Below are 13,310 nucleotides of genomic sequence, written 5' to 3' on the forward strand. Positions count from 1 at the left end.
CCCCTCCAACTCTCATCAACCGCACTCAATCCAGATCTGATCCCAAAAAAAACCGCACCGCCGCCAGCCGGGCAGGAAGGGCCTGCCTGAAGAGCAAAGTGTGCGAGCCAGGGATGGCGAGCCCAGTCTGCAGGGATGCGTGATCCCTTTGCGATCAGGCAGGCCTTTCCTGCACGCCGCACCGTCTTGCCGCACCGTTCCGGCCTTACCACCAAGACATACGCCCACTCAATCCAGACCTGATCCCGCAAAACCCCGCACCAATGCCAACAGTGGAGGTAAGCCCTGCCTGAAGAGCAAAGTGTGCGAGCCAGGGATGGCGAGCTCAGTCCGCAGGGATGCGGGATCCCTTTGCGATCAGGCAGGTCTTTCCTGCACGACGCACCGGCTCACCGTCTCCCCACCCCGCACCTGCAAATCCGCCCGATAAAACCGCACCACTTCACCCACCATCAGCAACGACGGAGACACCGGCTTATCCCGCGCCACCGTCTCCGCTAATCCCCCCAGCGTGGTAATCAACACCCGCTGATCGGGCCGGGTCCCATTCTCAATAATCGCCACCGGCGTCTCCGCATCACGTCCCTGCGCCTGCAACTGCGCACTGATCGACGCACTCCAGCTCAACCCCATATAAAACACCAGCGTCTGATTCACCGCCGTCAGCGCAGCCGCCTCCAGCTGCGGCTCGCCGTTCCGCCCATGCCCGGTAATCAACCGCAAAGACTGCGCGCAATCCCGATGCGTCAACGGAATTCCGCTGGCTGCCGCACAGCCCACAGCCGCCGTAATCCCTGGCACGACCTCACAGCGAATCCCGGCCTGCTGCACGCTCACCATCTCCTCGCCTCCGCGACCAAAAACAAACGGATCGCCCCCCTTCAGCCGGATTACATTGCGTCCACTGCGCGCCAGTTCCACCAGCAACTGATTAATCTGCGCCTGCTTCAGACCATGCTGCCCCGGCTGCTTACCCACATCAATACACAACGCCTGCTCCGGCACCTCCGCCATCACCGCGTCACTCACCAGCCGGTCATATACCACCACCTCAGCACGCTGCAGCAACCGCAACGCCTTAACGGTCAGCAGTTCCACATCGCCAGGGCCCGCACCCACCAGCCACACCGCGCCCTGTTGCGACACGGCATCCACCGGGGCCAGTAACTTATCCAGAGAATCAATTGCTCGTGTCATCATTCCTCCGACATCACTTCGGACAGCAACAACTGCTTCAGCTCCGGAATACAGGAGCCGCACTGCGTGCCGCACTTTAGCTTTTCGCCCAACGCCTGAGTTGTACGACACCCCTGCGCCACCGCCTGTAAAATCGTCTGCTCACCCACCGCCATACAACTGCAAATAATCCGTCCCGTGGCCGCGCCCTGCGCGGGCTGTCCTGCCAGTACACTGTGCCGCCCTGCCGCATCCTGCGGCGCATGACTAAAGGCCTCGGCGACCCACGCACTATCAATCGACGGCAACACGGAGCCGGCATAAAACGCCAGCTGCAACTCGCCGTCACGCCATGCCAGCAACCGGTAATCATTGCCGCTGCCGGTCGCAACCTGCCTGTGACAGCCTGAAAGAACAACCTGCCCGTCCAGCCAGACCTGCGGCGAGCCCTCGCCCGCCACCGCATAACGCTGCACCGCCGGATAGGGGGTACGCGCCCAGTAACGCAACCCTGTGGGCTGCGCTATCTCGCGCTGCCATAGCCAGCCCTGCCAGCTCACCCTCAACGGCAGAATCCGCACCGACGTCTGCTTCAGCGCGGGCTGCCCCGAAAACGGACAGGCGCGGGCGGCCACCAGTAAATCGACGTGACTCTGCTGACTGAACTGCCGGTTCCAGTGCATCGGCACAAACAGCTCGCCGCGCCGCATCCCGGCATCGACACGCACCCGCACGCTAATCCAGCCCTGAACAGACTGCACCCGCGCCAGTCCGCCCGCCGTCACGCCATACGTTGCCGCATCCGCCGGATGCAGCGCGACAAACGGTTCATCGCAATGCTGCATCAGACGCGGCACCAGCCCGGTACGCGTCATGGTGTGCCACTGATCGCGCACCCGTCCGGTATTCATCAACAACGGATACGCCGGTTCGCGCGGGGCGACAACCGGCGTGGCCGGCACCCGCAACCGGGCCTTACCATCCGGATGAAAAAACCGACGATTGCCAAACAGCCGGGCGCAGCCCTGCGGACAGGCCGCGTTAACCGGCCACTGCACCGGACGCAGCGCATCCCAGTCAGCATTACTCAATTGCGCCAGGCCGCTGATATCAAACGCCCTGGCGCCCCGGTTCTCGAAACCTGACAACGCCGCATGCTCACGGAAAATCTCTGCCGGATGCTGCCAGTTAAAGCCTTCATCAAACCCTAAACGCCTGGCCACCTGCGACAGCAACCACCAGTCAGGCCGGGCGTCACCGGGTGCGGCGGCAAAAGCGCGCTGACGTGAAATACGCCGCTCGGAATTGGTCACCGTGCCGTTCTTCTCGCCCCACCCCTGGGCGGGCAGCAGAATATTGGCAAAGGCGCTGGTATCGGTCTGCGCCATCACATCTGATACAATCACCAGCGGACAGGCCGCCAGCGCCTGCGCGACGCGGTTGCCCTCAGGCATCGACACCGCCGGATTGGTGCCCATAATCCACACTGCTTTCACCGTGCCATCCGCCAGTGCCCGGAAAAGATCCAGTGCAGTCAGTCCCGGTTCCCGGGCAATGGCCGGACTGCGCCAGAAACGCTGCACCCGTTCGCAATCCGCTTCAGTAAAATTCATATGCGCCGCCAGCTGATTCGCCAGGCCACCCACCTCCCGTCCGCCCATGGCATTTGGCTGTCCGGTCAGCGAAAAAGGACCACAGCCCGCGCGGCCTATTTTGCCCGTCAGCAGATGCAGATTAAGAATCGCCTGGTTATTGTCGCTGCCGGTGGCGGACTGATTAATCCCCATGCACCATAGCGTCAGCACCCGATCGTGCTGGCTGAAAAGCTGGAAAAAGTGCGCGACCTGCTGCACGGTTAAGTCACATGCCTCTGCCACTCGCGCCACACCCCACTGCGCTGCGGCGGTCAGCGTCTCGTCCACACCATTCAGATGCGGCAACATGCTGGCATCAATGCCATCCTGCTGCGCCAGCCAGTGCAGCAGACCGGAAAACAACGCCGTATCGCTGCCGGGCCGCAACGGCAGGTGGAGATCGGCCTGATCGCAACTCGCCGTACGCCGCGGATCGATAACGACAATACACATCGCCGGACGTTGCAGCTTCGCCTGCATCAGCCGCTGCCACACCACCGGATGCGCCCAGGCAGCATTAGACCCCACCAGCAGCACCAGGTCGGCCTGCTCCAGATCCTCATAGCAGCAGGGCACCGCATCGGCCCCCAGCGCCCGCTTATAACCGACCACCGCCGACGCCATGCAGAGCCGCGAATTCGTATCGATGTTGGCTGCACCGATGTAGCCCTTCATCAGCTTATTGGCGACGTAGTAATCCTCGGTCAACAGCTGGCCGGAGCCGTAAAACGCCACCGCCTGCGGGCCATACTGATCGATAACCGCCCGCAATCCCGCCGCCGCCGCATCCAGCGCAGCGTCCAGGCTGACGCGCTGGCCGTTAACCTCGGCGTTCAGCAAACGCCCTTGCGGCGTCAGGGTCTGGCCCAGCGCTGCGCCTTTTACGCACAACCGACCTGCATTCGCGGGATGGTGCGGATCGCCGATCACGGTTGCCTGATGCGCCCCCTGCGGGGTGACGCAGACGCCACAGCCGACGCCGCAATAGGGACAGGTACTGTTCATGATGCCTGCGCCAGCTGATCCAGCGGACGATTTGCCAGCCAGATCTGACCCGCTTCCAACTTCACCGGCCAGCAGCGCAGCTGATGCTGCGGGTCATCCAGGCTCTGTCCGTCACGCAACCGTATCCGCTGCTTATAGAGCGGGGAGATCACCACCGGCTCGCCGCCCACATCGCCAAGGATCCCACGTGAGAGCACGCTGGCGTCGCTGCCGGGTTCGCGGTCTTCCAGCGCAAAAAGCGCATCGCCAAAGCGGAACAGCGCAACACGTTCGCTACCCAGTCGCGCCCCGATCCCCGCCTGCTGCGGAATCGCCTCCAGTGTACACACCGCGCTCCACGGCTCGGCTGGCGGCGGTAACAGCGAACGATCGGTAACGGCCTCCGGCTGACGCTGACCGCGCACCCGGCTGTAGTGCAGCGTCTCATCCGGGCGATCGCTGTTGACCGTAGGGGTAAACAGCGCAAGTCGTGAAGGATCCGCCAGCGTGGTCTGCCACTCGCACTGATACGCGTCCACCACCCGCTGCATCTCCTGCTCCAGCGTCTCGCCCAGACCGAGGCTATCCTCAATCACCACCTGACGCAGATAGTCCAGGCCGCCTTCCAGATTGTCCATCCAGACGCTGGTGCGCTGCAGCCTGTCTGCGGTGCGGATATAGAACATCAGCAGGCGGTCGACATAACGCAGCAGCGTGGCATCATCGAGATCGCTGGCGAACAGGTCGGCGTGGCGCGGCTTCATGCCGCCATTGCCACACACATAGAGATTCCAGCCCTTTTCCGTGGCGATCACCCCGATATCTTTGCTCTGCGCTTCCGCACATTCGCGGGTACAGCCCGATACCGCCATCTTGATCTTGTGTGGGGCGCGCAGCCCCTTGTAGCGGTTCTCCAGCGCAATGGCGAAAGCGGTTGAATCCTGCACGCCGTAGCGGCACCAGGTCGACCCCACACAGGACTTCACAGTGCGCAGCGACTTGCCGTAGGCGTGACCGGTTTCAAAACCCGCCGCCAGTAGCGTCTGCCAGATATCAGGCAGTTGATCGAGCCGCGCGCCAAACAGGTCGATACGCTGACCGCCGGTGATTTTGGTGTAAAGATCGTAACGCGCCGCCACCTCGCCAATCGCGATCAACCCCTGCGGCGTGATTTCGCCCGCCGGGACGCGCGGCACCACCGAATAGGTGCCATCTTTCTGGATATTGGCGAAATAGCGGTCGTTGGTGTCCTGCAACGGCAGATGCGCCGGTTTTAGCAGATAGTCGTTCCAGCATGAGGCGAGCAGTGACGCCACCAGCGGTTTGCACACTTCACAACCCTGCCCCCGACCATGTGACGTCAGCAGCGCATCAAAGGTTCTGAACTCACCGGCCCGCACCAGGTGATAAAGTTCCTGGCGCGAATAGCTGAAATGTTCACAGATATCTTTTTTTACCTCGACACCGAGGTTTTCCAGCTCAAACTCCATCACCTGTTTTACCAGTGCCGCACAGCCGCCGCAGCCCGTAGCCGCTTTGGTGCAGCTTTTGATGCTGCTCATCTCACCGCATCCGCCTTTCACCGCCGCGCAGATTTCGCCCTTGCTGACGTTGTGACAGGAGCAGACCTGGGCGCTGTCAGGCAACGCCGCGACGCCTGGCGCTTTCGGCGCCTCCGACAGCGCAGGCAGGATAAGGCTTTCTGGCGCGGCAGGCAGCGGTAACTCATTGAGCATCATCTGCAGCAGCGTGGCGTAGTCGCTGCTGTCACCGACCAGCACGCCGCCCAGCAGCCGGGTGCTGTCGGCAGAAACCACGATTTTCTTGTAGATGCCTTTTGGCCCGTCGGTCCAGTGATAGTGCTGACTGCCCGGCGTGCGGCCATGCGCGTCACCAAACGACGCCACCTCCACCCCCAGCAGTTTCAGTCTGGTACTCATGTCCGCGCCGCTGAAGGCGGTGGATTCAGCCGCCAGATGCCCGGCCAGCACGCGTGCCATCTGATAGCCTGGCGCGACCAGACCGAAGATCTGACCGTTCCACAATGCGCATTCACCAATGGCAAACACCTCTTCATCGCTGGTCTGGCAGCGATCGTTAATCTCAATGCCGCCGCGCGGTCCCAGCGTCAGGCCCGCTTCACGTGCCAGCTCATCGCGCGGCCGGATACCGGCGGAGAACAGCACCAGATCGCCGGGTAAACTGCTGCCGTCAGCAAAGCGCAGCACCACGCTACCGTTGGTCTGACGCTCAATCAGTTCGGTCTGTTTTGAGGTGTGAACCGTGACGCCCAGCGCATCGATCTTCTGGCGCAGCATCAGCGCCCCGCCCTCATCGAGCTGCACTGCCATCAGGCGTGGCGCAAACTCCACCACATGCGTTTCCAGCCCGAGCTGCTGCAGCGCATTCGCCGCCTCCAGACCCAGCAGGCCGCCGCCAATCACGATGCCGCGCTGGCTATTGCGGGCGCAGGCAGCAATGGCATCAAGGTCATCCAGCGTGCGGTAGACAAAGCAGCGTTCGTCGTCGTGGCCCGGTACCGGCGGTACAAAAGCACGCGAGCCGGTAGCCAGCACCAGCTTATCCCACGCCAGCTCATTGCCCGCGCTGTCACGCAGACTGCGCTGCTGACGATCGATCGCTACGACTGCGCAGCCGCTGCGCAGTTCGATGCCGTGCAGGGTAAAAAAGTCCGCGCTGACCAGCGACAGATCGTCGGCCGTTTTGCCGTTGAAATAGTCCGACAGATGCACCCGATCGTAAGCCTGCTGACGCTCCTCGCCGTAAACCACGATGTGGTAGTGCTGATGCAGTTCGCGGGCAACCAGCTGTTCAAGAAAGTGGTGACTGACCATGCCGTGACCCACCACGGCTAATACCGGTTTACTCATCTCAGGACTCTCTGCAGCCTGCGGCTGCGGTTCAGGTTGACGGGAATCGAACAGGGCTTCGAGCGTGACAGCTTCGGTGTGCAGCAGACGCGCCAGCAGCGCGGGACCCTGCCGGGTGTCGCCAGAGAGCAATACGCCACAGAGGCGGCCCTGACGAAGAAACAGACGGCGGTAGTCGCCGGAGATCGGATCAAAACTGCTGATGGAGGGTGCCTCACTGACATCCCCGGCGCTGAACAGCGAAATGCCACTGACTTTGAGCCGCGTCGCCTGCGGCTGGCTGACAAAATCCGCCAGTGGCGACCCCGCCAGCTGTGCGGCCAGAATCTGCGCCTGCGTCAGGCAGGGTGCGACCAGGCCAAAGGTTTCGCCGGCAATTTCGCAGCACTCGCCTACGGCGTACACCGACGGGACCGCTGTGCGTAACTGCCCATCGACCAGAATGCCGCGCTGACACGGCAGACCCGCTGCCTGCGCCAGCGTTATCTCCGGCTGAACGCCGATGGCAATCACCACCTGCGTGGCGGCGCAGTGACGACCGCTGGTCAGCGTCACACCCGCCTCGTCAATCGCCGTGAGTCCGCTGTTCAGCACGCAGCGGATACCGCGCTGCTGGAGTGCCGTCAGCAACAGCTCGCCCGCCTTTGCATCCAGCTGGCGATCCAGCAGCCAGGGTTTGTGATGAACCAGCGTAACCTCACGCCCACGGGCACAGAGTGCCGCCGCCGCTTCAATGCCGAGAAAACCACCGCCCAACACCACCACCGGTCCCTGGCACGCCAGGAGTTGCCGGACGTCGGCGATACTGCGAAAACCCAGTACGCAATCCGCGTTGATGCCGGGAATGGCGGGCAAACGGGGCTGTGAACCGGTGGCAAACACCAGCCGATCCCAGCCCAGCTGGCGATAATCGGTCTGCACTGTACGTGCCGCCAGATCGACCTGCAGCACGGTTTCGCCGGATAGCAGCGTGACGCCGTGCCGCTCATACCAGTCGCGATCGTGGATCAGCGTTTCACTGAACGGCGTTTCACCCGCCAGCACCGGCGAGAGCAGCACACGGTTGTAATTGCCGTGCGGCTCGCGGCCAATGACCGTGATGGCGAAGCGCTGCGGTGCACGTTGCAGCAGGCTCTCCACCATCTGCATTCCCGCCATGCCATTACCTATCACCAGCAACCGTTGCTTCATGGTCTGTTCCTTACGCCGCAGTGGTCTGTTTTTCATAGAGGAAATGCAGCACTTTCTGTCGCAACTGGTGGTAGCGCGGCTCATCCGCCAGCGCCACCCGTGAACGCGGACGTGGCAGATCGACAGTGAGGATCTCGCCAACCTGCGCCGCCGGGCCATTAGTCATCATCAGCACCCGGTCTGACAGCAGCACGGCTTCATCCACGTCATGGGTAATCAGCACGATGGTGGTGTTCAGCTCCTGCTGAATGCGCATCACGCTGTCCTGCAGATGAGCGCGGGTTAAGGCGTCCAGCGCGCCAAACGGCTCATCCAGCAGCAGCACGCGTGGCTTCATCGCCAGCGCCCGCGCAATACCGACGCGTTGCTTCATACCGCCGGATATTTCGCCGGGCCGCTTGTGCATGGCATGGCTCATCTGCACCCGGTTAAGGTTGTGCTCGATCCAGTCACGCATCTCCGCTTTGCTGAAGCGCCCTTTAAACACCTGTTGCACCGCCAGCTCGACATTCTGAAATGCCGTCAGCCACGGCAGCAGCGAATGGTTCTGAAACACCACCGCGCGCTCCGGACCGGGGCCAGTGATTTCGCGGTTATCACACAGCAGCACGCCGCTGCTGGGCCGGGTTAAACCGGCAATCAGGTTCAGCAGCGTCGATTTGCCGCAGCCGGAGTGGCCGATCAGGCTCAGGGTTTCCCCTTCGTGAATATCAAAACTGACATTGTCCAGCGCCAGAAACTCGCCGCTGGCGGTGGCAAAACGCTGGCTGACCTGCTGGACGCGAATGATCTGTTGCATCGTGCTCTCCTTATTTATCCCAGCTAAAACGACGGACCAGCAGCATCAGCCCCTGTTCCAGCAGCAGCCCGATTACGCCGATGACCAGAATGGCGACCAGAATATTTTCCACGTTGAGGTTGTTCCACTCATTCCAGATCCAGAAGCCGATGCCCAGTCCGCCGGTCAGCATTTCGGCGGCGACGATCACCAGCCAGGCGATGCCGATAGAGAGACGGACCCCGGTCAGCACCGCGGGCAGCACGGCGGGCAGCAGGATCCGGCGCATCACCGTCCACTCAGAAAGCTGTAACACCCGCGCCACGTTGAGGTAATCCTGCGGAATACGCTGTACCCCTTCGGCGGTGTTAATGATCATTGGCCAGATCGAACAGATAAAAATGGTCCAGCTGGCGGCAGGCTCGGCGCGCTGAAACAGCAGCAGGCCAATCGGCAGCCAGGCCAGCGGACTCACCGGCCGCAGCAGGGCGATGACGGGATTGAACATCTGCGCCATAAAGCTAAAGCGACCGATTAAAAAGCCCGCCGGAATGCCGACCAGCGCGGCCAGGCCGAATCCAATGCCGACGCGTTGCAGCGACGCCAGCACGTTCCAGCCGATGCCCTGATCGTTGGGGCCGTTGCTGTAGAACGGGTCAGCGAACAGGACCTGAGCGGCCTGCCAGGTGGCGTAAGGCGAAGGGAAACCCGGTTGCGACAGCGCCGCGATCTGCCACACCAGCAGCATTAATAACAGGCCACCGGTGGCGGGAATGGCGCGCTGCAACAGCGGACGCAGACGCGCCGGACGGGCTGCGGCTTTCGGGGTGACCTGTAACGGAATAACGGTGGCACTGTTGTGACTCTGCACCGGCTGCGCCAGGGCGCGCGCGTCAGTTTTCATAGCAACCTCTCTTAACGTTTGATAGCGAAACTGGCGGCATAGGCGGCAGGATCGCTGCCATCCCAGACCTTGCCGTCGATGAAGGTACTGCTGCGCATTTCACTGGCGGGCAGTGCAACCTGTCCGACTGCGCTGGCGGCCTGTTTGTAGATGTCGATGCGGTTGATCTGGCGCGCCACCGCGAGGTAGTCGGGATCGCTGGCAAGCAGGCCCCAGCGTTTCATCTGGGTCAGGAACCACATGCCGTCTGAGAGCCAGGGAAAACTGACGTTGCCGTTGTCAAAGAAGCGCATCGGGTGAGCGTCCTGCCACGACTGCCCCAGGCCGTTCTGATACTGACCGAGCATCCGACCCTGTAACGTCTCCACTTTGGTATTGATCCAGGCGCGGCCGGCTAAAACCTGCGCGGTTTCGCGGCGGTTGTCGTCCGAGGCATCAATCCAGCGCGCGGCCTCCAGCACAGCGGCGGTGAGTGCACGGGCCGTGTTGGGGTTCTCTTTCACCCACTCTGCGCGGGTGCCGAGCACTTTTTCCGGATGCTCCGGCCAGATCTGCTGGCTGGTGGCGGCGGTAAAACCGATGTTGTCGCTGATGGCGCGCTGGTTCCACGGCTCACCAACGCAGAAGCCGCTCATGTTGCCAATTTTCATGTTCATCACCATCTGCGGCGGCGGCACAACCACGGTGCGCACGTCATCAAACGGGTGGATGCCCGCATTGGCGAGCCAGTAATAGAGCCACATGGCATGGGTGCTGGTCGGAAAGGTATGGGCGAAGGTAAAGCTGCCTTTGGCGCTGCCATCAATGGCCTTTTTCAGGCTGGCCGCATCGGTGACCCCACTGGCTTTCAGCTGGTTCGACAGGGTGATCGCCTGGCCGTTATGGTTGAGCGTCATCAGGTTCGCCATGTCGTGCTGCGGACCCGCTACGCCCAGTTGCAGGGCGTAGATCATGCCGTAGAGCACATGCGCCGCATCCAGCTCACCGGAGGTCAGTTTGTCGCGCACCGCCGCCCAGCTCGCCTCTTTGCTGACCTGCAATGTGAGACCATACTTTTTGTCGAAGCCTTTCACAGAGGCCATCACCACCGGCGCGCAGTCAGTGAGCGGGATAAAGCCGACCCGCACCTGCGCTTTTTCTGGCGCATCTGATCCCGCTGCCCAGACCGCATTTCGTAATCCCGGAACGATCCAGGCCGCACCCAGCGCGGCGCCGGAGATCAGCGCCTGACGTCGTGTCAGTGAAAATGGCGTTTTGCTCATCTTGTTGCCCCTGAACAGAAATAAAAAAAGGCGTCCTCCGACAAGCCGAAGCCTGCGGATGGACGCCTTTATCCAAAGCACTGACCCCACCGCCATTGGCGGGAGCAATGCGTACTCTCTATAGGGATTAAGCAAAGGATGTGCCAGATCGCCGAAACAGCCTTAATGCCGATCTGCGGTGACGCACTGTTGAAAAATTAACCGTTTTTGCACGTTTCTGACGCAGATCACGCACAAAGGTTGTGCAGCTACCTCATCCGGGTTAGTTGCTCAGGGTCTTCGCTACCGCCAGTACCGCCTGCGCGATCTCCAGTACCCGCTTATTCTGATTCATCGCACTTTTGCGTAATGCCTGCCAGGCGGCCTCTTCTGTGAAACCCTGCTGCTGCATCAGCCAGTGTTTGGCCTGATCGATCACCCGCCGCTCGTCCAGTGAGGCGCGCATCGCCGCCAGTTCATCCGCCTGCTGCTGCAAACGCTGCGACTGTTCGCCAATCAGCGATAGCACCGAGCGCCCCAGCTGCGGGGCCAGACCGTCGCTGTCGAGCGCCGCCGCGCCAGGCAGCCAGTCCGCCCCGGAGACGTAAAGCGAAAAATTGCTGTCGCCCTGCACCACTGTTCCTGCCGCCTGCTGTTGTGCCTGATCAATGGCAGCCCGGCAGCGCTGCATCAATGTCGCCGTCAGGGCATCCTCCAGCATTTTCATCTGATCCAGCCGCTCAGAGAGCAGGGAAAACCAGTGCAGCGCGCCGGTCTCATCACAACGGCCGCCGGTGCAGGCGATGCGACGAAGGCGTTCGATGTCGCGGCTGGCCTGAGCCAGCGGCTGCCAGGATTCACACGCGGCGCTGTCAGCAAACTCCCGGAAGGTGATAAAGCTCTGCTCCTGTGCCGCAATCAGGGCGACCATCTGGCTGCGCTGGTCGGGGGTGAACTGACGCGCCGCAAAGCCGGCTGAGCCGATGGCCCGCTCCTGCCCGGCCAGTTCTTTGCCCTGCATAAAACTGAACAGGGCGATCAGTGCACGGGAGATGCCGGGATAGCTGGCGGTGTCGGCCGCCTCAAACACCAGATTGAGTAAAGTACGGATAACCTGGTTAAAGGCGGCCATCGCCGCGGCCTGATCAAGCTCACGCTGGCTGATTTGCTGGCGCAGCGCAGGCAGTCCGGCCAGCGCCTGCAGGGCAGCGGCAATCAGGTTGCAGAAGCGGCTGTAGCCGGGCTGCGCTATGGCGGCCGGCAGCGCCTGATAAAAATGCTCCAGGCCGGCGCTGACCTCCTGCTGGCGGGCATGACGTTCGGCGCTGAACAGCGCTCCGTCAGAGCAGATCCAGAGATTGTTTGCGCCACGTTCCCGCTGCAACCGATGGACCAGTTCACTGACGGCAGCCATCAGCTCGCCGGTTTCCAGAAGACGTTGCAGGCTGGCGATATCGCTCGCGCGTGATGCCTGCAGCCAGGTCAGGGCGTCCCTCATTGCTCACCTCAGTGCGGTTAAAACCTTTCAGAAGCAAAAGTCGTGCCGCTTTCCTGAAAAAAGAGGGTCTGAGCAGGGGCGTAAAATCTGATTTTGATAAGTTTCTTAACGCAAACTGATAAATTTTTTCGGCAACAAGTTATTAGTAAATCTTAATAGTTTCCAATCGGATTCATTGCATGTCAGAATGCGCGGCACTGTTCTCAACCAGTTTGTCTCTGCGATAATTCAGTTCGATTTAACTATCACATTGCCTGGTGCTTTTCTTACATCGCAGCCTGCCTGAAAAGCGCCTGCTATCACGCATCGGCAGCGGGTGCAATGGTTTGAATTCTCAAAAGTCTTAGGTAAACTGAATGCGTTACTATCCCGATGTAATCTGACCCTTTTTTTAAAAACAGAATTTCGGCACGATGCGGCGCGATAAAGATCGCCTCCTGGCATCGGGCCTGGCAATATGCAGATACTTTGATGAGATCACGAGGAACATGGTGAAAAAGAGTCTTGCGTTAACACTGCTGGCGGTTCTTACCCTGGCAGGCTGTAAGGCCCCGCCGCCGCCCGTCACTGACGATACGCTGGTTACCAGCGAAATTAACGGCGTCAAACTGGTCCATCGACACGCTGTCGCGGCACCGACTGAATTTGAGCCGGTCAATCAGACCTGGCGGGCGCTTTATGGCGCATCCGTCATGACCTCGCCTGATTACGGCGGCAAAGTGGTTCGCTATCTCGAAACGGGTAAACCGTTCGAAGTATTAGGTAATGTGGAACACAGCTGGCTGGCGATTGCTGACCAGGCTGACGGCCCGCTGATCGGTTATGTGCCATTAAAAGCGGGTGTAGAGAGCAGCCGTTACGATGCCACCGTACAGAGCGATCGTCCCCGTCCCCGCAAAACGAAACAGGTCTGTGTGGCCGTCGGTGGCGCCAGCAAAGCCTGCCGGACTAACGATACCGCGACCTGGATCTTAGACTGAATATGAAATCCGGCGCATATTGCCCGCAGAACC

The 13,310-nt window shown here is 61.2% G+C and carries 8 protein-coding genes; 1 reads left to right on the forward strand and 7 read right to left on the reverse strand.

The annotated features are described in order from the left end of the window. Window positions 1–357 precede the first annotated feature (357 nt). The 7 genes from cobA to AFL22_RS15655 all read right to left on the reverse strand — a co-directional run bounded on the left by cobA (window position 358) and on the right by AFL22_RS15655 (window position 12,297). Window positions 358–1,197: a uroporphyrinogen-III C-methyltransferase gene (gene cobA / locus AFL22_RS15625; RefSeq protein WP_010670001.1), complete on the reverse strand. Its 840-nt coding sequence runs from the start codon at window positions 1,195–1,197 to the stop codon at window positions 358–360. Next, entirely contained in the window at window positions 1,197–3,815 is a 2,619-nt protein-coding gene (locus AFL22_RS15630; protein WP_010245802.1) for a nitrate reductase, read from the reverse strand. Before AFL22_RS15630 ends, cobA begins: the two co-directional genes overlap by 1 nt. Then, window positions 3,812–7,876: a nitrite reductase large subunit NirB gene (gene nirB / locus AFL22_RS15635; RefSeq protein ID WP_072123931.1), complete on the reverse strand. Its 4,065-nt coding sequence runs from the start codon at window positions 7,874–7,876 to the stop codon at window positions 3,812–3,814. Before nirB ends, AFL22_RS15630 begins: the two co-directional genes overlap by 4 nt. A 10-nt stretch (window positions 7,877–7,886) precedes the next feature. Next, a complete protein-coding gene (locus AFL22_RS15640; protein ID WP_010245808.1) occupies window positions 7,887–8,675 on the reverse strand; it encodes an ABC transporter ATP-binding protein in 789 nt (262 codons plus the stop codon). A gap of 10 nt (window positions 8,676–8,685) precedes the next feature. Further along, on the reverse strand, window positions 8,686–9,558 hold the full coding sequence (ntrB, locus tag AFL22_RS15645; protein ID WP_010245811.1) for a nitrate ABC transporter permease: 873 nt from the start codon (window positions 9,556–9,558) through the stop codon (window positions 8,686–8,688). A gap of 11 nt (window positions 9,559–9,569) precedes the next feature. Next, complete coding sequence (locus AFL22_RS15650) at window positions 9,570–10,820, reverse strand: CmpA/NrtA family ABC transporter substrate-binding protein (RefSeq protein ID WP_010245814.1); 1,251 nt, start codon at window positions 10,818–10,820, stop codon at window positions 9,570–9,572. Window positions 10,821–11,082: 262 nt separating this feature from the next. Next, the gene (locus AFL22_RS15655) at window positions 11,083–12,297 is read right to left on the reverse strand and encodes a nitrate regulatory protein (protein WP_010245817.1); all 1,215 of its coding nucleotides are present in this window, start codon (window positions 12,295–12,297) and stop codon (window positions 11,083–11,085) included. Between the two features lie 488 nt (window positions 12,298–12,785). Here AFL22_RS15655 and AFL22_RS15660 point away from each other — a divergent pair, with 488 nt between their 5' ends. Beyond that, window positions 12,786–13,277: a hypothetical protein gene (locus tag AFL22_RS15660; RefSeq protein ID WP_010245819.1), complete on the forward strand. Its 492-nt coding sequence runs from the start codon at window positions 12,786–12,788 to the stop codon at window positions 13,275–13,277. Window positions 13,278–13,310 lie beyond the last annotated feature (33 nt).

Origin of the sequence: Pantoea sp. CFSAN033090, from assembly GCF_001264395.1 — a bacterium.
Taxonomy (GTDB): domain Bacteria; phylum Pseudomonadota; class Gammaproteobacteria; order Enterobacterales; family Enterobacteriaceae; genus Pantoea; species Pantoea agglomerans.

Excerpts from the sequence above, each read along its gene's own strand:
- cobA (WP_010670001.1), bottom strand. The coding sequence starts at position 1,197 with ATGACACGAGCAATTGATTCTCTGGATAAGTTACTGGCCCCGGTGGAT.
- AFL22_RS15630 (WP_010245802.1), bottom strand. The coding sequence starts at position 3,815 with ATGAACAGTACCTGTCCCTATTGCGGCGTCGGCTGTGGCGTCTGCGTC.
- nirB (WP_072123931.1), bottom strand. The coding sequence starts at position 7,876 with ATGAAGCAACGGTTGCTGGTGATAGGTAATGGCATGGCGGGAATGCAG.
- AFL22_RS15640 (WP_010245808.1), bottom strand. The coding sequence starts at position 8,675 with ATGCAACAGATCATTCGCGTCCAGCAGGTCAGCCAGCGTTTTGCCACC.
- ntrB (WP_010245811.1), bottom strand. The coding sequence starts at position 9,558 with ATGAAAACTGACGCGCGCGCCCTGGCGCAGCCGGTGCAGAGTCACAAC.
- AFL22_RS15650 (WP_010245814.1), bottom strand. The coding sequence starts at position 10,820 with ATGAGCAAAACGCCATTTTCACTGACACGACGTCAGGCGCTGATCTCC.
- AFL22_RS15655 (WP_010245817.1), bottom strand. The coding sequence starts at position 12,297 with ATGAGGGACGCCCTGACCTGGCTGCAGGCATCACGCGCGAGCGATATC.
- AFL22_RS15660 (WP_010245819.1), top strand. The coding sequence starts at position 12,786 with ATGGTGAAAAAGAGTCTTGCGTTAACACTGCTGGCGGTTCTTACCCTG.